General features: G+C 59.8%; 13 protein-coding genes. 3 read left to right on the top strand and 10 right to left on the bottom strand.

Going from position 1 to position 19,916, the window contains the following annotated elements; genetic code table 11:
* Window positions 1-14 precede the first annotated feature (14 nt).
* From RDL66_RS03395 to RDL66_RS03380, 4 genes are read right to left on the bottom strand one after another with little or no spacing between them, the layout of a single operon-like run.
* Window positions 15-1,082 carry an enolase C-terminal domain-like protein gene (locus RDL66_RS03395; RefSeq protein WP_308535191.1) on the bottom strand — a complete coding sequence of 356 codons (1,068 nt, stop codon included), beginning with the start codon at window positions 1,080-1,082 and terminating at the stop codon, window positions 15-17.
* Window positions 1,079-1,984, bottom strand: coding sequence for a hypothetical protein (locus RDL66_RS03390; RefSeq protein ID WP_308535190.1), 906 nt, complete (start codon window positions 1,982-1,984; stop codon window positions 1,079-1,081). The genes RDL66_RS03395 and RDL66_RS03390 overlap by 4 nt, the downstream gene beginning before the upstream one ends.
* 52 nt (window positions 1,985-2,036) lie before the next feature.
* Window positions 2,037-3,089 (bottom strand): 1,4-dihydroxy-2-naphthoyl-CoA synthase, encoded by a 1,053-nt coding sequence (locus tag RDL66_RS03385; protein ID WP_308535189.1) that lies wholly within the window; start codon window positions 3,087-3,089, stop codon window positions 2,037-2,039.
* 44 nt (window positions 3,090-3,133) lie between these two features.
* Complete coding sequence (locus RDL66_RS03380) at window positions 3,134-4,258, bottom strand: DUF3048 domain-containing protein (RefSeq protein WP_308535187.1); 1,125 nt, start codon at window positions 4,256-4,258, stop codon at window positions 3,134-3,136.
* Window positions 4,259-4,292: 34 nt separating this feature from the next.
* Between RDL66_RS03380 and RDL66_RS03375 the strand changes: the two genes are divergently transcribed.
* Window positions 4,293-5,858: an AMP-binding protein gene (locus tag RDL66_RS03375; protein WP_308535186.1), complete on the top strand. Its 1,566-nt coding sequence runs from the start codon at window positions 4,293-4,295 to the stop codon at window positions 5,856-5,858.
* Window positions 5,859-5,883: 25 nt separating this feature from the next.
* Here the strand turns inward: RDL66_RS03375 and RDL66_RS03370 are convergent, their stop codons facing one another.
* A complete protein-coding gene (locus tag RDL66_RS03370; protein WP_308535185.1) occupies window positions 5,884-6,276 on the bottom strand; it encodes a hypothetical protein in 393 nt (130 codons plus the stop codon).
* Window positions 6,277-6,438: 162 nt separating this feature from the next.
* Between RDL66_RS03370 and RDL66_RS03365 the strand changes: the two genes are divergently transcribed.
* Complete coding sequence (locus tag RDL66_RS03365) at window positions 6,439-6,903, top strand: PLDc N-terminal domain-containing protein (protein ID WP_308535184.1); 465 nt, start codon at window positions 6,439-6,441, stop codon at window positions 6,901-6,903.
* Between the two features lie 154 nt (window positions 6,904-7,057).
* On the opposite strand, the gene RDL66_RS03360 is transcribed toward RDL66_RS03365, so the two are convergent.
* The 5 genes from RDL66_RS03360 to RDL66_RS03340 all read right to left on the bottom strand — a co-directional run bounded on the left by RDL66_RS03360 (window position 7,058) and on the right by RDL66_RS03340 (window position 18,580).
* Window positions 7,058-8,467 carry an AI-2E family transporter gene (locus RDL66_RS03360; RefSeq protein ID WP_308535183.1) on the bottom strand — a complete coding sequence of 470 codons (1,410 nt, stop codon included), beginning with the start codon at window positions 8,465-8,467 and terminating at the stop codon, window positions 7,058-7,060.
* A gap of 139 nt (window positions 8,468-8,606) precedes the next feature.
* Complete coding sequence (locus tag RDL66_RS03355; protein WP_308535181.1) at window positions 8,607-12,509, bottom strand: DNA-directed RNA polymerase subunit beta'; 3,903 nt, start codon at window positions 12,507-12,509, stop codon at window positions 8,607-8,609.
* A 30-nt stretch (window positions 12,510-12,539) separates the two neighbouring features.
* Complete coding sequence (locus RDL66_RS03350; protein ID WP_308535179.1) at window positions 12,540-16,049, bottom strand: DNA-directed RNA polymerase subunit beta; 3,510 nt, start codon at window positions 16,047-16,049, stop codon at window positions 12,540-12,542.
* Window positions 16,050-16,324: 275 nt separating this feature from the next.
* Window positions 16,325-17,293 carry an aldose 1-epimerase family protein gene (locus RDL66_RS03345; protein ID WP_308535178.1) on the bottom strand — a complete coding sequence of 323 codons (969 nt, stop codon included), beginning with the start codon at window positions 17,291-17,293 and terminating at the stop codon, window positions 16,325-16,327.
* Between the two features lie 63 nt (window positions 17,294-17,356).
* Window positions 17,357-18,580, bottom strand: coding sequence for a DegT/DnrJ/EryC1/StrS family aminotransferase (locus RDL66_RS03340; protein WP_308535177.1), 1,224 nt, complete (start codon window positions 18,578-18,580; stop codon window positions 17,357-17,359).
* 159 nt (window positions 18,581-18,739) lie between these two features.
* On the opposite strand from RDL66_RS03340, the gene RDL66_RS03335 reads away from it, so the two are divergent.
* On the top strand, window positions 18,740-19,777 hold the full coding sequence (locus RDL66_RS03335) for a peptidoglycan bridge formation glycyltransferase FemA/FemB family protein (protein WP_308535175.1): 1,038 nt from the start codon (window positions 18,740-18,742) through the stop codon (window positions 19,775-19,777).
* Window positions 19,778-19,916: the final 139 nt, after the last annotated feature.

Below are 19,916 nucleotides of genomic sequence, written 5' to 3'. Positions count from 1 at the left end.
GTTGCCGCTGCTAACTAAAGTCTAGCGAACACGGCGGCTACCTGTTCAACTCTTTCGCGCCACCGTTTGCTGACCGCAGGACTCACAGGTGCCAGATTTCCTTTCAGTTCCAAGGTTTCCACTGGATACAGGCGCCCATTTTCGAGGCGAGGATCCGTGGTGAGGATACTGTCGGTGAACAAGCGCAGTGTCCCGAGTCCGCAGGCGGCTGTCGTTTGCAGCTGGGTCGCGAGGGCCAGTCCGGCACTCAAGCCCACCCCGGTGTCTAAAGCTGAGGACACCACCAGAAGCGGCGCGCTTGTGCCACCCGGAGCAGACGTCCGCAGCCCGTCCGCCACCAGGGCGGCGGCACGCGCCGGGCCGCCCAGGGGCATCGCTTTGATGACGGCTGCAGCCAGCCCGCTGGCGATGACCTCGGTGAGCTGCCCGCCCAAGCGGATAGTTTCGTCAGCCGCCACCGGAATCCCCGTCGCGCGCTGCAGTTCTACCAGTTCATCGAGGGTTTTACACGGCTGTTCCGCATACTGTAGTCCGTCCGGGCCGGCCGCCTCGCACAAGCGCGGCAGCGCGGTTTTTGCCTCGGCGAGGCTCCACGCCGCGTTGGCGTCCACCCGAATCTGCCCCGCCGTCCCGAGGGCCGAACGCACCGCGCGAATCCGGGCAATGTCGTCCTCGAGGTCGCTGCGCGGGTCGGCGACTTTCACTTTTGCCGTGCCACACCCCGACTCGTGAACCAGCCGCGCCGCGGCGTCGGGGGCCACGACCGGCACCGTGACGTTGAGGGGAACGGGGGAAGGCGAGGCCGGTAACCCCTGTGCTGCCACCGCAAACGCCCCGGAAAACCAGGTGGCGGCGACTTGTGGGGGATAGTTGTCGAACGGTGCCGCCTCAGCCAGGCCGGCACGGCCTTGTAAAATCAGCCCTTCCCGCACCGTGATATTGCGAAACTTGACGCGCATCGGCACAGAAAACACCCACGCCCGCTTGATTCCTTGCGCCGTAAACAGCTGGGTGCCAGCCGGGCCGGGTTCAAAAGGGGAAAGGCGGGCGGAACTGCCGGAATCCTCAACGTTGCTGGTCACGGCGCCACCACAGGACCGGCTGTCTTTCCGGAGTCCGGCAGGGTCAGCGAGGCGGCAACTTTCGCCCCCACGTCTGCAAGCGGCCCAAAATCGGGGCCAGCCACCTGAAAAGCCAATACCCACAAGGTATCCCCGATAGCCGCCGCCCAGCGCTGCTGCACCCCCCGACCGTCCGGAAGGCACGAATCAGCCCAGATAGCGGGGTTTTCCGCCAACTGGGAAGTCGCGACTTCTCGTGGCTGCCAACCGGCGGGTACCGCCAGGCGGCGCAGCCAATTGACGCTGTCCTCCGGGCTGGTCAAGGGCGCGGACATCAACAAAATCCGCGAATGCGGGATAAAGTCGTGGGGCGTATCCAGCGCGAAACGGCTTTCTAGTTTCAGCCCAGAAACACGCGCGGGAGCGCTCGGCTCCAGGTTCAACACCCAAGTTTCGGGGTAAGCCAGCGAAACTCCGTCAATCATTTGGGTGTCGAAATAGTCAAAGCCGCGCCGGTTGACTTCCCGTTCCCGGCGCTTTTGCGCGGAGCGAGTGCGTTCCAGCGCCCCCAAAGCCCCGTAGAGGCGCTCCTCTTTCATCCACCGCGGCTGCAGGAAGCTCGGCACCGGCGCGGGAATCAACGCCCAAAACGCCACCCCGAGGCCAATCAAAGCCAGCAAGGCCGCCAGCGGAATCCCCCACACTCGCCAAAAGGACAGGCCGGTGGCGTAAGTCACGCAGGCCTCGAAAAACGTCACGCCCAGGCACAGAATGGTCAGGCCGGGAATCATGATGGCCACCACCCGGTTGCCCAGCTCAGTTTTCCCGAAACCATCGCGCAGGAATTTGGCGTAGGGCGTCACCCAGGTCACGATTATCAGCGCGATTCCCACCAGCGTGGCAACCAGGAACGTGAAATCCACTCTGACCTTCTTTCGGGTTTACATTTCGGGTTTGGGCCGTTACCGAGCCCTCTTAGTAATAATACGGAAACTCGTCCCAGTTCGGGGCGCGCTTCTCGAGGAAAGCGTCGCGGCCCTCGCGTGCCTCCACGGTCCCGTACGCCAACCGAGTCGCTTCCCCGGCAAACATTTGCATTCCGACCAGGCCGTCGTCTACCGCGTTGAAGGCATATTTCAGCATCCGAATCGCCTGCGGGGATTTCCCGGCGATGGCCAGCGCCCATTCCCAACCCATGCGTTCCAGGTCCTGGTGCGCCACCGCGCGGTTCACCACTCCCCAAGCCTCGGCCTGGGCGGCGGAATAGGTCTCGGCCAGGAAGAATATCTCGCGGGCGCGCTTGTCTCCGGCTTGCCGCGCCAGCAGCCCCGAACCGTATCCGGCGTCGAACGAGCCAACATTCGCGTCGACCTGTTTGAACTGGGCGTGTTCCCGGCTGGCCAGCGCCAGGTCGCAAACCATCACCAGCGAGTGTCCCCCGCCGGCCGCCCACCCGTTGACCAGCGCAATGACCGGTTTCGGGGTGGCGCGAATGAGGCGCTGCACCTCCAGGATATGCAGCCTCCCGTAGCGTCCGGCCGCGTCTCTCGGGTCGGGGAGGTCCGCAGTCTCAGGGGTTTCCGGGTGTTTCAGGTCAGCAGTCCGGTCGGCCGGGTTTTCGGGTTCACAAGGGCGTTCGGGCGGATTTGCCGCGCCCTCTAGCGGAAGTGGTGCGTCGTCGCGCGGAACGGTCACGTGATACTGGTAGCCGTCAGCGCCGCGAACCCGCTGGTCCCCGCCACTGCAAAACGCATAGCCGCCATCGCGCGCCGGACCGTTGCCGGTCAACAAAATCGCTGCCACGCTGGCAGTCATACGGGCGTGATCCAGGCAACGATACAGCTGGTCGACAGTTTGGGGACGAAAGGCGTTGCGCACTTCGGGCCGATTGAACGCAATGCGCACCACCGGCGCCGGGCTACCGTCCGCCAGCACGCCCCGGTGATAGGTCACATCGCTCAGCCCCTCCAGGCCGACTTCCCGCCACCGTTTTGCCTCAAAAACATCTGAAACCGCGTTATTTTCCACGCTTAGATTCTAACTGTTCACCAGCAGGTTGCGGCGGGCTGGGGTTACTGGAAACTGAAGTTAGTGTTGGGCAGCAGCTCAATCCAGGTGGTGCCGCGGTTGAGCAGGACGGGCTTGCCGGCCGAGTCCGTCAACAGCAGCGGCGAGCCTTCGGAGTCTTTGGACCAGGTCACTTGGGCTACCGAGCCCCCGCTCGCCACGTAGGCGGTTCCGCCGCCGGTCAAGACCGTTTCGGGGACAGCAGCCCCGGCCGCGTCCTTCGCTCCAGTGTCGATGATGGTGGTCAGCACCACCACCACGTTATCCGTTTGCAGCGGGGCTCCCGAGCGGGCGCTCGCCGCCACGCCGCCATCAACTCGCTGCCAGCGAGAACCGGTCCAGTTGTAGCCCGCGACCAGGGACGGGAAGTGCGCCGCCAGGGTGTTCGCCGGAGTTCCTGACGAAACCGCGGTGGGACGCTCCCCCTGGTCAGGGTTAGCGAAATCGAAAATCTGGGGCGCGTCGGGCTCAATAGTGCGATCTTTGCCGACCTTTTCGTAAAGTTTAGGAATCGAGAGGTAGAGGTTGTGCGGCATGGCACGGAACTTCACGCGATACAGCGCCCCCAGCGCCTGATCTTCATTGAATCCACGCAACCCGGAGGCGGGAACCCGAGATTCAAACGCTGGGGTTCCCCCCGAATAGACCAGCATTCCGCCGAACGGAGTCGCGATACCCGGATCCATCGGCCGCACGGAACGCACCGGGCCGATTTCCTCGGGAGTATGCGTATGGAACACCGCGTTATACCTGGTCATTCCGCCCTCGACCTGTTCTTCGAACACGATGTCGGCGTCCTCCAACCCGGATTGCGGACGAGCCGCCACAGTGTTCTCCACTTTCACCGCCACCGCGGGGTGCGGGGTGAGGTCTTCACGAGGTAGGCCGGTCAAGGGCCAAGAGGCGGGTTCCTCGGGCTGGGTGGTAGGGGGAGGGGTCTTTTTCGGCTCAGGAGTCGAATTAGCACACGCTGTCAACCCCAGCATTCCCAGCATTGTCCAGAAAGCCACGAAAACCGCTAGAATCTTATTGAAACCGGCTGTATGACGGGTTCCGGGCACGTTGCTACGTCCGGCGCAAACGACTTTGTTTGCCACATTTTCTGCGGTGTTATCCCAGGTTACAGCCATAATTGAACTTTAGCGTTAAGGCAGGGTGAAGTTGGTGAGTGACACAGCGAAGCGGGGAGTTCCCGTCCGTTTCTGTTTCCTGACGGGAGGCACGAAACCCCAGGACGTAGTCAGTCTGGCCGAGTTTTTGGATAGCACGATTGAGCCTCTTCTGACCACCGAGGAAGAACTCGCCCGCAGCGGTCGACAAATCGCGGACGACTACGACTGGGAGGCGGCGTTAGCGGAAGTCCGCGCCGAAGAGGACTCACAAACCCCGAACTTGCCCGCGGAATCGGACTTGCCCGCACAACCTGCTGAGACCGCCCCCGACGCTACCGACACCGAAATACCCGTGGGCGGAGTTTTTGAGGGCGAACCCGAGGACCTGCCCCCCAGCAAGTTCGTCCGCGAAATCTTGGTTCCCATCGCCCCGGGAGTCGATCCGGAACAGGCCCGCCAAACCCTGCGGTCGCGCTTGAACGGACCCCTGCCAGCCAAAACCGACTTGATTATGCAGACCTCCGGCTCCCAGACCGGCAACGGGCATTTGGTGGCGATTTCCGCCAGCTCCCTGGTGTCCTCCGCCCGGTCGACCCTGGCTGCCCTAGGCGGGCCGGGCCGCTGGATTTTGGCACTGCCGACTCACCACGTGGCCGGGCTGCAGGTGTTGACCCGTTCGCTCATTTCGGGGACAAAACCCGTCATCGTGGATACTACCAACGGGTTTAAGCCCGCCAGCTTGGTGCGCGCGGTGGAACGCGCCACCAAGGATTCAACTCTGCCGGTGTATCTGTCGCTGGTGCCCACCCAGGTGTCAAAGATTCTGGACGAGGGCGGAGACGCGGTCGCGGCCTTGGCTAAAGTGGACACCATCTTGGTCGGGGGTGCCGCGTTTACCCCGTTCCTGGCGGATCGGGCCAAAGCCGTGGGCTGGCACGTGGTAGAAACCTATGGAATGACGGAAACCTGCGGGGGCTGCGTCTATGACGGGATTCCCCTGCTGGGCACCCAAGTTTCGACCGTGGGCGATACCGTGTGGATTACCGGCACGTCTTTGATGGAGGGCTACGTTGAGAAACCGCCGGCTGGAGTCGATCCCGCGGAGGCTTCGCCGTGGATTCAGATGGGGCCGCGCCGCTGGTTTAAGACTTCCGACACCGGCCGGATGGAGGGCCCGCGCTTGATTATCCAGGGCCGTACCGATGATGTCATCAACACCGGCGGGGTGAAAGTTCATGCTTCCGCGGTGGAACAGGCCTCGTTAAGTGTGACGGGTGTCTGTCAAGTGTGTGTGGTCGGGCTGCCCGATGCCCGCTGGGGTGAGCTGGTCACCGCGGTAGTGGTGCCCGGAGACGACCTCGACGTGGATTTGTTAGCCCCGATGTTGGGCTCCCCGGCTTCCTTGGGGATTCGCGGGAAAGACGGAACTTCTGAGCCGGATTCTCTGGCAGCGCGGATTCGCACCGCCGTCACCGCAGAACTCGGCGCCGCCCACGCTCCCCGCGTGGTCGTGGTGGTGCAGCACCTGCCCACGTTAGGGCCGGGCAAGGTGGCTCGTCACGAGGTTACCGAGCTGGCGAAACGGGAACTTCGCGCCGGTCGCGCCTGGGTACGCTAACCGAGCCCCGCAGGGCCAGGCGAGTTTAAGACTTTGCCCGGGAGCGCTGGAGGTAGTTCCGAACCAGCCCCGCTATGAGGTTGGGGATAAACGCGAAACCGACATAGATGCCGGTGAACAGGAAAAATTCATCCCAGTAGACGCTGAGGTTAGAGGCAGCGTCCATCGCCAGAAAGAAGTGCGGAATAAACAGGATTACCGGCGCGATGAGCCACCACAGTGACCAGCCGTTGACAATCCCGTCCGCAACCCCGCATCCCAGCCCCAACAGCGGTAGCGCCAGATAGAAAATCATCAAAATCCACCCGAAACCGCCATCGCCTACCGACTTAAAAATCGGTTGGGTCACATAGGGCAGAGCCAGGAACAGCACGGCATATGCCGCTAAGAGAATCCAACGTGATTTGGGGTTAGACATCTGCCACCCCTCCTTTGCGAATGAAAACCATTTAAAAACCATGATACCGGTCGCTCGTCCCCTCCGCCCTTTTTATGCCATTACTTCCGTAGCCAATCGGCTTGTCGTGTTCAGATATCGACAAAACAAGAAAGACCACGGGTTTTACGTTAAGATGAAGCCGTGGCCAGAGTTTTGTTGTTTATCTTGTGGTTGGCGCTGACCCTGTATGCGCTGATTGATTGCATTCGCACCCCGAAAGATAATATGCCCGGCAAGGTACCAAAGATTTTGTGGATTTTGCTGATTTTGCTGCTAAGCCCGATCGGGGCGATTGCGTGGATAATCGTGTCGCGAGTCGCCGCTGCAGAAGCCAAGGGCGGGGTTATCGAACCGAATATCTGGTCCAGTGAAGAATCCGTACCCCTCAGTTTCGGGCGAAAACCAGCCCCACAGCAACCTAGTGCTCCTGACGACGACCCGGAGTTCCTCGAGGAAGTCAGCCGGAAACTGCGCGAAAAACAGCGTGAAGAATACGAACGCAAGAAACGGGAGAAAGAGGACGAAAAACTCCAGCCCCGCCCTGACGAAGAGTCCAGCCCAGAGAAGCCAACTGACCCGGAAAATCCCCCGGATCCCGCGGACTGACCCGACACGAAATCCTAACCACCCGGGCTTGTGCCCCCGCTAGTGCAACCGCGCGCACCGAGCAACCCTGAGGACGCACAGCGGACAGCACGCACCGGCCTAGTGAACCGGGAAAATCTCACCTGCTACCGGGCGAAATCAGCAGGCCGGACGGCTATTCCTCAGTTTTCTCGGAAGGTTCGGCCTTATTGGCCTTATCTTTTTCGGCCTTTTGCGCGGCTTGTTCCAAAGCCTCCTGGTTCAGCTCCTCCAGGGTGGCTTGCGCCCGGGCACGTTCTTTCTCTGCCGCGTCCTGGATTTGTTCCTCACGCAACCGCGTGTCGATACTCGGGGGTTTCCCGGTGGAATGGTCCAAACTATCACCGTCACGGTCACGCGATTTGCGGCTGGACACCAGGGAGGTGGGCTCGTCGGAAGGCCGGAAGAATACATCGATCCAGGCCGTGCTCGGGTCGGAGTCCACAAAGATAGCTTTGAAGAACAGCGTGAGCGGCACCGCCAGAATCGCTCCGAGCGGGCCCATTACTGTGGACCACACCATCAAAGACAGGAAGGACACGGTGGCGTTCAAGCCCACCGCGTTGCCGGCGATGCGAGGCTGCAAAATGTTCAAGAACAGCATCGATGCGACCATGTAACCGATGAAAACCCCGACGGCCGGCCACACCCCGCCCAGCGCCAAAGCCAGCAGAATCGGGGGAATCATGGAGAGGATGAATCCCACCGCGGGAATGTAGTTCGCCACAAAAGCGAGGATGCCCCAGGTCCAGGGGGTCGGCACGCCAAACACATAGAGAATTCCGACGTCCACCAACGCCACAACAGCACCAAAGACGGTGGTCATCAGGAAGTAAGTCCGCACCCGCAGGGAGAAGTTGCGCAGCGCGATGGCAAAACCGGGCGCGTAGGACGCCAGCTCAGCAGCGCGGCGGCGCACCACCACGATGTCTCCGACCACAAAAATCGCCACCATGATGATAAAGAACAGGGTCGTTCCCGCGCCGCTAATCTGGTTAGCGAAACCGGACAGGTAGGAAAATATCCGGTTGATATCCACGTTCTTCCAGGAATCCAACACGGCGGAAGTGTCCAGGCCGCGCTGATCCAACTGACTGATGGCGTTCTCATAGAGTGCCTGGAACTTTGAGCCGTAGCGGGGTAACTCCGTGACCATCGCGGTGATGGCAATCGCAATCAACCCCAGCATGACAAAGAGAATGGCGAACAGCAGCACGATATTGACCAAAGCTGCCAATCCTACCGGCCAGCGGTGACGAATCAGCCACTCCGAAACCGGGCGCACCGCCAAAGCCAACGAAAACGCCAGGAAAGTCGGCATGAACACCCCGGCTATCTGAGCCAGAAGGAAAATAATCAGCGCGCTGGCAGCCAGTGCGAAAGCGAAGCGCATCCCGGTAGGCCAGGCCGCCAAACCGGAAGCTTTCGCCTCTGACGCCTTTACCTCTACGGTGCTCCCCGCATCTGCAGTGTTACTCGACTCGTCACCGGGGGCACCAGACTTTACCGCCTGAACCATCCCTTTGGCCTTATCTATCATTCCCATAGGAATAACCTTATCAACCTAGCGGCAAAAAATTGAAGTTCCCGGCCCGCCAACCACAGTTAGCGAACCGGGAACCCCGAAACTATTGAATTAAACCCGATTCAGCCCTGTAATCACAGGTCACCGGGCATTTTCGATCCTAACCCCAGGGGTGTTCTAGATCGAAGTGACCTTCGGTGTCGTCGAACAGTCCGAATCCGGTCGTGTCGCTGTAAGGCAACTGCGACATCAACATCTCGTGACCGCTCGCGGAAGGCTTGATTTCCACCCGGCGGTAACGGCCCAGACCAGTACCGGCCGGAATCAGCTTGCCCAGGATGACGTTTTCTTTCAGGCCCGAAAGCGGGTCGTCGATGCCTTCCATTGCCGCGTTGGTCAGGACCTTCGTGGTTTCCTGGAAAGAAGCCGCAGACAGCCAGGAATCGGTAGCCAAGGACGCCTTGGTGATGCCCATCAGCTCGGAACGTGCCGAGGCCGGATGCTTACCCTGAGCCACGACCCGCTTGTTTTCCTCGCGGAACTTCGCCTGGTCGATGAGCTGACCGGGCAGCAGCATGGTGTCGCCCGATTCCAGCACGGTGACGCGGCGCAGCATCTGGCGCACGATGACCTCGATGTGCTTGGCGTGAATATCCACGCCTTGGCTGTGGTAAACCTGCTGCACTTCGTTGACCAAGGAACGCTGGGTTTCGGCTTGGCCTTTCACCCGCAGCAGTTTCTTCGGGTCGATGGGCCCCTGGGTCAGGCGGTCGCCCACCTCCAGGTGATCGCCGTCCGCAACCAACAGAGCCTGGCGGCGAGACACCTCGATGACCAGATCCTCCTTGCCATCGTCACGAGTGATGATAACCTCGCGCGGGCCGGACGGGTCGTCGTTTATCTTCACCCGGCCAGCAGCCTCGGTAATGGTCGCTTCGCCCTTGGGGGTACGCGCCTCAAACAGCTCCTGCACACGCGGCAGACCCTGGGTAATATCGGCCGCCGAAGCCGCACCACCGGTGTGGAAGGTACGCATCGTCAGCTGGGTACCGGGCTCGCCAATGGACTGAGCAGCGATAATACCGACAGCCTCACCAATATCCACGCGCTTGCCGGTAGCCAGGGACCGCCCGTAGCAGGCGGCGCAGGTACCAATCGCCGCGTCACAGGTCAGCACGGAACGCACCTTAATCTGGGTGATACCGGCCTTCAAGAGTTTCTTAATCGCCACGTCACCGACATCTTGACCGGCTTCAAGCACCACGTTTCCGGCTTCGTCCACCGCGTCAACAGCCAGGGTCCGCGCAAAAGCGGTGGTCTCCACCAGCTCGTTGGGCTCGACTTGGCCATCGTCGTTGACCGAACCGATGGTGATGTTCAGGCCCTTGCGGGTGCCGCAGTCTTCCTCGCGGATAATGACGTCCTGAGACACGTCCACCAGACGACGGGTCAGGTAGCCGGATTCTGCGGTACGCAAAGCGGTATCCGCCAGACCCTTGCGGGCGCCGTGGGTCGCGATGAAGTATTCCAGCACGGACAGACCCTCGCGGTAGTTCGACTTAATCGGGCGCTCAATCAAGCGCTGCTTCGGGTCGGACACCAAACCGCGCATACCGGCAATCTGTTGAATCTGGGACCAGTTACCGCGCGCCCCGGACTTCACCATGCGGTACACATTGTTGCGTTCGGGGAAGTTATCGCGCATTTCTTCGGCCACTTCATTCGTGCATGCCCGCCACAGGTCAATCAAGGCGCTGTAGCGTTCTTCCTCGGTGATGGCACCCAGGTCGTAGTCGGCTTGCACGTCAGAAGCGAGGTTTTCGTACTTCTCCAAAATCGCGGGCTTGGTCGAGGGCGGCACCACGTCCGTGAAGGAAATCGTAATGCCAGACCAGGTCGACCAGTGGAAACCGAAGGACTTGAGCGCGTCCAGGGACACCTCAATATCGGCCTTTTGGTACAGTTCCGCCAGGTCATTGACGATTTTCCCGAGTTTCTTTTTCTCTACCACGTAGTTCACGAACGGGTAATCGCGGGGCAGCGAGTCATTAAAGATAACCCGCCCCAGCGAGGTTTCCAACTCAAAGCGGTCTCCCGGCTGCCACCCCTCGGGCATTGTCATGTCCTCCGGCGGTAAGTCGCCGGGTTCCATGCGGATTACGCAGGTTTCCTGCAAGGCCAGGTCATCGTTGTCATAAGCCAGGCGGGCTTCGGCGGGGCTGGAGTAGTACTTCAACACCCGATTGCCGTCAGGATCAAACCGCGGGTTATGCACCATTTCCGGATCTTCGTCCGAGGTCAGGTGATAGATACCGATAATCATGTCCTGGGAGGGCATGGTCACCGGACGGCCGTCCGAGGGCTTCAGAATGTTGTTAGACGACAGCATCAGCACGCGCGCCTCAGCTTGGGCCTCGGCAGACAGCGGAACGTGGACAGCCATTTGGTCGCCGTCAAAGTCCGCGTTGAACGCGCCACACACCAGCGGGTGCAGCTGAATAGCTTTACCTTCCACCAGCAACGGCTCGAAAGCCTGGATACCCAAACGGTGCAGGGTTGGCGCCCGGTTCAGCAACACCGGGTGGTTGGTGATGACCTCGTCCAAAACGTCCCAGACCTGGGGGTTTTGCCGCTCCACCATCCGCTTGGCTGCTTTGACGTTCTTCGCGTCTCCGTTTTCCACCAACACCTTCATCACGAAAGGCTTGAACAGTTCCAGAGCCATCGTCTTGGGCAAACCGCACTGGTGCAGCTTCAACTGCGGACCGACCACGATGACGGAACGACCCGAGTAATCCACGCGCTTGCCCAGCAAGTTCTGACGGAAACGTCCCTGCTTGCCCTTGAGCATATCGGACAGGGACTTCAACGGACGGTTGCCCGGACCCGTCACCGGCCGACCACGCCGACCGTTGTCAAACAAGGCGTCCACGGCCTCTTGCAGCATCCGCTTCTCGTTGTTGACGATGATGTCCGGAGCGTTCAAATCCTGCAAGCGGCGCAGACGGTTGTTACGGTTGATGACGCGACGGTACAGGTCGTTCAGGTCAGAAGTCGCGAAACGTCCGCCGTCCAGCTGCACCATCGGGCGCAGGTCCGGGGGAATGACCGGAATCGAGTCCAACACCATCGCCGAGGCCGGTTTGCCGGTCTGGAGGAAAGCGTTAATGACTTTCAAACGCTTAAGGGCGCGGGTTTTCTGTTGACCGGACTTGCTCTCCACGACCTCTTTCAAGGCCTCGGCTTCAGCTTCCAGGTCGAACGATTCCAGACGATCCTTCACCGCCTGGGCGCCCATGCCGCCCTTGAAATAGGTGCCGTACAGGGCATACATTTCGCGGTACACCAGCTCGTTGCCCTCCAGGTCGCCGACCTTCAGGCTCTTAAACCGTTCCCAAACTTCGTCATGCAGTTTCAGGTCAGATTCGGCCTGGTGGCGAATGGCGCGCATTTCCTTTTCGCCGTTGCGCTTGACCTTGTCGATTTCGGATTTCTCGGCGCCGTCCTTTTCCAGCGCCGCCATATCCTGTTCCATCTTTTGGGCGCGCTTTTCGACGTCCAGGTCGCGGTTCTTTTCGAGTTGTTCACGAGCCAGGTCGGATTCCTTTTGCATATCGGCAAGGTCCTTGTGGCGACGTTCCTCGTCAACCTCGGTAATCATGTAAGCCGCGAAGTAAATGACCTTTTCCAGGTCCTTCGGAGCGATATTCAGCAGGTAACCGAGCCGGGAGGGCACGCCCTTGAAGTACCAAATATGCGTCACCGGGGCAGCCAGCTTGATGTGGCCCATCCGCTCGCGGCGCACCTTGGAACGTGTGACTTCCACCCCGCAGCGTTCGCAGACAATGCCCTTGTAACGCACGCGCTTGTACTTGCCGCAGGCGCATTCCCAATCGCGGGTCGGCCCGAAAATCCGTTCGTCGAACAAGCCGTCCTTTTCCGGCTTCAACGTCCGGTAGTTGATGGTTTCCGGCTTTTTAACTTCGCCGTGGGACCAGCCGTTGATGTCGTCCTCGGTCGCTAAACCGATGTGCAACTTGTCAAACTTGTTTGCATCCAACATTTGTGTTCTTTCCTCTTCTTCCGGTCCGTCTTAGGCGTTGATGAATTCTTCGGTTGTCAATAGGCCGGGGGCGTTAGGCCGTTTGCCCAAGTCGAAGCCGAGGCTGTTGGGTCCGCGGCCGGCTTCGTCGTCATCGTCACGCAAGTCGATGGCGTTGCCGGCAGCGTCCAAGGCCTCAACGTTCAGGCACAGCGAACGCATTTCCTGCATCAACACGCGGAAAGATTCCGGAATGCCCGGCTGGGGCAGGTCCTCGCCGCGCACGATAGATTCGTAAACTCGCACACGTCCTTGCACGTCATCGGATTTCACCGTCAACAGTTCCTGGAGGGCGTAGGCGGCGCCGTACGCCTCCATAGCCCACACCTCCATCTCTCCGAAACGCTGGCCGCCGAACTGAGCCTTACCACCCAGAGGCTGCTGGGTGATCATGGAGTACGGGCCGGTAGAACGGGCGTGAATCTTGTCGTCAACCAAGTGGTGCAGTTTCAGCATGTACTTGTAGCCGATAGCAATCGGGTACGGGAAAGGTTCCCCGGAACGGCCGTCATACAGTTTGGCCTTGCCCATTTCGTCGATGAGCGGGCGGTCGAAGTCGTCGCGGACGCGAGTGTTGCGCAGCAGGCCGGTAATCTCGTCTGCCTCCGCACCGTCGAACACGGGGGTCGCCACGTGCTGTCCCGGTTCGCAAACCTCCAACGGAACCTCCTGAGCCCACTTTTCACCGGCCTTGCGAGCTTCGCTGATGTCCCAGCCCTCGTGAGCCAGCCAACCCAAGTGGAACTCGAGTACCTGACCCAGGTTCATACGACCGGGCACACCCATCGGGTTCAAGATAATGTCTACCGGGGTACCGTCCTCGAGGAACGGCATGTCCTCCACCGGCAGAATCTTAGAGACACAGCCCTTGTTGCCGTGACGTCCAGCCATCTTATCGCCGACCGTCATCTTGCGGCGCTGGGCGATAAAGACGCGAACCATGTGGTTTACGCCGGGTCCCAGTGCGGCGTCTTCGCAGTCACCGGCCACGAATTCCTTGACGCCGATAACGATGCCGGATTCCCCGTGGGGCACCCGCAGCGAAGTGTCGCGAGCCTCCCGCGCTTTTTCGCCCAAGATGGCCCGCAGCAGGCGTTCCTCACTGGTCAGTTCGGTTTCGCCCTTCGGGGTCACCTTGCCGACCAGGATGTCGCCCGCGCTGACTTCGGCGCCGACACGGATAATGCCGCGTTCGTCCAGGTCTTTGCGGGCAGCTTCGGAAACGTTGGGAATGTCCCGCGTGATTTCTTCCTCACCGAGTTTCGTGTCCCGAGCATCGATTTCGTGTTCCTCAATGTGAATCGATGTCAGCAAATCTTCGGAAACGACGCGTTGGCTCAAAATGATGGCGTCCTCGTAGTTCAGCCCTTCCCAGGACATGTACGCCACCAGCAGGTTCTTGCCCAAAGCCATTTCTCCGCCGTCAGTAGCGGGACCGTCAGCCAGAACGTCGCCGGCTTCGACCCGGTCGCCCTCGTCGACAATAACCTGCTGGTTATAGCAGTTGCCTTGGTTGGAACGCTTGAACTTTTCCACCGCGTAAATGCGGGTTTCGCCGTCGTCTTCCTGGACTCGTACCAAATCGGCGCTGACCTCGGTGACGACGCCACCCTTCTTCGCTACGACCACGTCGCCGGCGTCAATTGCGGCGCGTTTCTCGATGCCGGTGCCGACCAGCGGAGCCTCGGTCTTCAGCAGCGGCACTGCCTGACGCTGCATGTTGGCCCCCATCAGGGCGCGGTTCGCGTCGTCGTGTTCCAAGAACGGAATCATCGCGGTCGCGACCGACACCATCTGGCGAGCCGAAACGTCCATCAAGTCGACTTCTTCGGGGCTGACCAACACGGGGTCGCCGCCGGTAGAGCGGCATAGCACCGCAGATTCCACGAAGTGTCCGTCTTTCGTGAGCTGCGCGGAAGCCTGGGCGATGTTCTTGCCTTCTTCATCGTCCGCGGTGATGTAGTGGATTTCGTCGGTGACGACGCCTTTCTTAACCACGCGATAGGGGGTTTCTACAAACCCGTAAGGGTTAATCCGCGCGAAAGTCGCCAGCGAACCAATCAAACCAATGTTCGGGCCTTCGGGAGTTTCCACCGGGCACATCCGCCCGTAGTGCGAGGGGTGCACGTCACGGACTTCCATACCCGCCCGGTCACGGGACAGGCCGCCCGGACCCAAAGCCGACAGACGGCGCTTGTGCGTCAGACCCGCCAACGGGTTGTTTTGGTCCATGAACTGCGACAGCTGAGAGGTGCCAAAGAACTCTTTGATGGCCGCCACGACGGGACGAATGTTAATGAGCGAGTTCGGGGTGATGGCTTCGACGTCCTGAGTGGACATGCGTTCTTTCACCGTGCGCTCCATGCGGGACATACCCGTGCGCACCTGCATCTGAATGAGCTCGCCGACCGGACGAACCCGGCGGTTGCCGAAGTGGTCGATGTCGTCGGTCTTGATGTGCAGTTCGGTTTCTTTGCCGGCCGCGTCTTTGACTTTGACCGTGTCGTCCCCGGCACGCAGCGCCAACAGGTAGCGGAACGCGGCGACAATGTCGGTCAGGTCCAGGGTACGCTCGCCCATTTCCCGCTCGACACCGAGTTTCTTATTGATTTTGTAGCGTCCCACCTCGGCTAGGTCGTAACGCTTGGGGTTGGTGTAAAAGTTATGCAGCAGGTTACGTCCGGCCTCCACGCTGGGCGGCTCGCCGGGACGAATCTTGCGGTAGATATCCTCTAGGGCCTGATCCTGGGTTTCAATCGCGCCGTCTTTTTCCAGGGTTTCCAGCATCAACGGGAAATCTTTGAAGGCCTCGCGGATCTCGCCGATGCTCATGCCCAGCGCCTTGAGGAAGATGGTGGCGGACTGCTTGCGCTTGCGGTCGATACGCACCCCGACCGTGTCCTTCTTATCAATCTCGAACTCGAGCCAAGCGCCGCGGGAAGGAATGACCTTGCCCAGGTAAATGTCCCGGTCCGAGGTCTTGTCAGCGGTCTTTTCAAAGTACACGCCGGGGGAACGCACCAGCTGGGACACGACCACCCGCTCGGTGCCGTTGACGATGAAAGTCCCGCGCGGGGTCATCAACGGGAATTCTCCCAGGAACACGGTTTGGGTCTTAATTTCGCCGGTTTCGTAGGTAATGAATTCGGCCGTCACGTACATCGGCGCATTGTAGGTCAGGTCCTTGTCCTTGCATTCGTCGATGGTGTAGTGCGGGCTTTCCAACGTGTAGTCCTTAAAGGACAGGCTCATAGTGCCGCCGTTGTCCTCAATCGGGCTCATTTCGTTCAGGATTTCCTGCAGGCCCGAAGTGCGGGGAACGTGCTTATCACCGGTTTTGTCGGCTTCCTTGACGCGTTCCTGCCAGGCTTCATTCCCCAGGAACCAGTCAAAAGATTCGGTCTGGAGCGCCAACAGATTCGGCGGTGCCATGGGTTCATCAATTTGGGCAAAAGACACCCGGAAAGGGTGAGTGGAGGATTCTTTGGATTTCGTAGCCAAGATTTCCGTTTCCTTTATGTTGTATGGATGGTCGAGAATTCAGGGCGGGCTCGACCGCGCACACTACCGCGGCAATCAGCCTTGAAAATCTCGATGCGCTCCGGCGTTTGAACATCTCGCCCCTCGCTGACCTGCCCTGATATTGCCGGCGCATACTTACGCAATATCAACGGTTTTAGGTCGCCTCGGACAAAGAACACGCAAATATCCACTCTATAACTTTTCCCACCCTCACGCAATTTTCCACTGTTAAAACCTGGCAAAGTGGTGGCTGCTCACGAACGCGCCGCATTGAGGGCTCGTAGCCCGAAAGTGAAGGAACGCGATTCTCCTGACGCGAGTACCAACAAATCCTGGTTGCGGTTCAGGGCGTTGGGCGGGCAGGTCATCGGCTCGACGGCCAGGGCGCGCCCGTCACGAACGCCGGGGAAAGCCTCCTGGTGAGCAGGGTCGGCGCTATAAATCTGGAGCCACCGACACCACGGTCCGGCACTGAGTTCAGTCCCTAGACCATCGGCACGGCACAAGGCGGCCCGGACTCGCCCGTCTGGCTCGGGTTGCGTCCGAAACGCGTGGTCAAGCCACAGTCCGTGCAGCGCTACCGGCCGCGCTTGACCCAAAACGGTGTCCGCGGGTCGCTCCAGACCGGTCGGCAGGTTGCGCACCGGGTCCAGCACCAGGTTGTTGCCTACCGAGATACTCAGGGTGCATTCGTCCAGGCTCGCGCCCCCCGCACTTAAATATGGATGCCACCCGAAGCCAAACGGGCAGGGCGCAGCGCTGAGGTTGGACACCCGCAGTTCGCCGCGCAGCCCTTGGGTCGCATCAACACTCCAGTTCATCACGTATTTGAGTCCCCACGGCCAGCCTAGTTGCGGTTCCATTTCCAGCGTGAGGCGTACCGCCGCGTTGTTGTCGGACGTTTCGGGATCGAGTTCCCAAGGCCGTTCCCTGACGAAACCGTGAATGGCGTTGCGGCGGTCGGGTTCGTTGATTTCGATCTGATACGTTTCGCCTTGAAAGGTGAAATTCCCGCCGTCTACCCGGTTGGGCCACGGCGCCAGCAGACATCCCGCCGCAAACGGAACCGGGGACACTCGTGACAACCCCTGGTGCGGCACAGGAGGGGTCACCACCAGCGGCTTTCCCGCACAAGTCAGCGACCACAAACCCCCACCGAAAGGGGAAATCTGGGCGCGGTATTGACCGGCACAAAGTTCTATAAAGTCATTGCTCGAGGTCATACGCCGATTTTAGCAAGGGTGGGGTCACCAGGGCGGGTCATCGTGTAGCGGTCGGCGCTCAGACTACGCGGTGGCTAATTTCTGTACCAGTTCACAGATTTGTTCCGCTTTATCTTTCGACACGTCGGTCGGTAGCCCCAGACTGCGCTTGGTCAAGGACACGGTGTGCGGGTAGGACTCCAGGGATCCGACCCCGTAAGGCTCGAGGCTGTCCACCCCGGGGAAGAGTATCGAGTTGTACCAGCGACGCGAATAAACGTGAGACTCCCGAAGTTTAGCGTGTACCTCGTTTACTGCTTGCGTATCCCGTAGCAGAATCGGGAAGATGAGCAGGGGTTGGGGTGCAGCGCAGGCTATCTGCGCTGGAATTTGCAGGTATTCCAACCCGCTCAGCCGGTCTTGATAGATAGCGACCGCCTGCCGGCGCTGCTCCTGATTCAACTCGAGACCATCCAAAGCTTCGCCCGCTTTATTTGCGATGAAGGGGCTCATTCCATAGTTGGGGTACTCGAGCGCGCCTTGCCGCTCCGCAGGGGCGATAGCCGGTTCGAACAGGCGCATCCGGCGCAGCACCCGTTTCAGCGCGCTCGCCAGCGCCTGGGGAAGCCTGGAAAATACGCGAATCTGATTGAGATACAGCCGCGCCGACAGGTCCTGGAGCCACGGCAACCTGCCTACGTTTTCAAGTGCGGACTTGATGGCTGCATAGAGCGGGGAATCGGTGGTTTCGAGGCGAGGGTTTACCCAGATGAGACCGCCGAATCTGGTGGCGGTCAAGATTTTTTCCACCCCAAAAGAATGCACGGAAACGTCCGCTAACGGCTCGCCCTGGGAGTCTCGCGCCATACGACCTACACAGTGAGCGGAATCCTCGACATAGAGCAGCTTGCGGGCGGTGGCGAAGTCTCGCGCCGCGAGCGTGTCGGCGTCAGAAATAAACCCGAAAGTGTTTTGCATCACCAGCCCTACCAGCTGGCTTTGCTCCGTTTCACCGCCAGTCTGCACCTGCGCCGTGAGGGAATCGGGGTTGACATCGGCATATACGCCCCTCAGTCCCGCCGTCAGAATCGGATCCACCGCGGTGCAGCAGGTATAGAGCTGGGTGAGGACACCGGGTTGGCGCTGACCCTCAACGGTCGAAGCTAGGCTTGCTAGAGCGCTGAAAACCGCGTGCATACCGTAGCGGGCTTTATAAACCGGGAACCAATCCTCAGCGCAGGTTCCGGTCGCCTGCGCCATTTTCTGTCTCAGGTTCACAAGGGCGGTCGTGTTTTGCGGGTTAGCCAAGATTGAGTCCTCGTCGGGTGGCGTAATACACTGAAAGAGTATCAGTTTATTCGGTTCGTAAGCATCTTTCCTCAGCGCTCCTAACGCTGTTAACCACTGCGGAAAACGTTTCTGAGTCAAGGATATTGAACCGTCACGACCGCCTAGAAAGATTACCCAGTGCCTATCCTCACCAATCAATCCCCAGCCTCGGAGCTGGCAGAATACGAACACTTCGTTGCGACCAGTCCCCACGGACACATGATGCAGTCGGTGAACTGGTCCCAGGTTAAGAGCAACTGGGGAGCGGACTTTGTCTATCTGCGCGCCGCGGACGGGTCTATCAAAGCGGCGCTCTCGATTCTCTCCATTGCCAACGACGGGCAGCACTCGTTTCTCTATGCTCCGCGCGGTCCCGTGTGCGACCTAGCGGACGTTGAACTCGTCAGCGCCCTCATCAAAGAGGCTCAGCCGGTCATCGAGAAACACCACGGATTCTTGCTGCGTATGGATCCGGAAGTGACTTATAGTCCAGGCCTGGTCCAGATGTATGCCCAAGCCGGATTCGCCGTGCGGTCACACGAGATTGCAGATCCGCACGCGTTTTCCAATCCGCGCATCAATATGGTGGTCAATCTTTCGGGACGCACCGAGGAGAACCTATTCGAAACCTATCCGAGCAAAACGAAGAACAAGATTCGCAAACCGTACAAATCCGGGATTACGACCCGCTTGGTCTCTGTCGATGACGACAACTTTTTAAAGTCCCTGGACGAGTTCTATCACCTCACCGAGATCATGGCTGAGCGCCAGGGCATCACCTACCGTCCGAAGGAATATTTCATCCGACTGCTGCACGCTTTTGAGGACGCTAAACTCTTTGTCACCTCTTGCGATGCCGACGGGGAGAGAGAAGTCCTCTCCAGCTGCATAGTGGTTTCCTACAATCGGAAATCTTTTTATATGTACGCCGCGTCATCAAACGAGAAACGCAACCTGCGACCCAATGACCAAATGAATTTTGAAGCGATCAAGTATGCCATCTCGCGGGGGATGAGCGAATACGACATGGGTGGGGTTTACAGCACAGAAACCGATGACGGTCTATACAACTTTAAACACCAGTTTGCCGGCGATGAGGGGATTCGCGAAATGCTCGGAGAAATTGATCTCGTGATTGACGAGGCCCGCTACCGAGATTTCGTGGCGAATCACTGAAGCGCGCGTTTTAATGGCTCAGCGAGAAAAGAAACTCGTGAATAGGGATTGCGGTTTGCGTTTGTCTTCTGGGCAGGTACACCACTGATCGGCCGGGACGCTGGCCTTGACCGCCTCAATGTGTTGGCCACACCCTGTC

This window comes from uncultured Mobiluncus sp., from assembly GCF_902488535.1.
Taxonomy (GTDB): Bacteria; Actinomycetota; Actinomycetes; order Actinomycetales; family Actinomycetaceae; genus Mobiluncus.
Note: the sequence above shows the minus strand (reverse complement) of the source record. Positions and strands in the feature narration are given on the sequence as shown.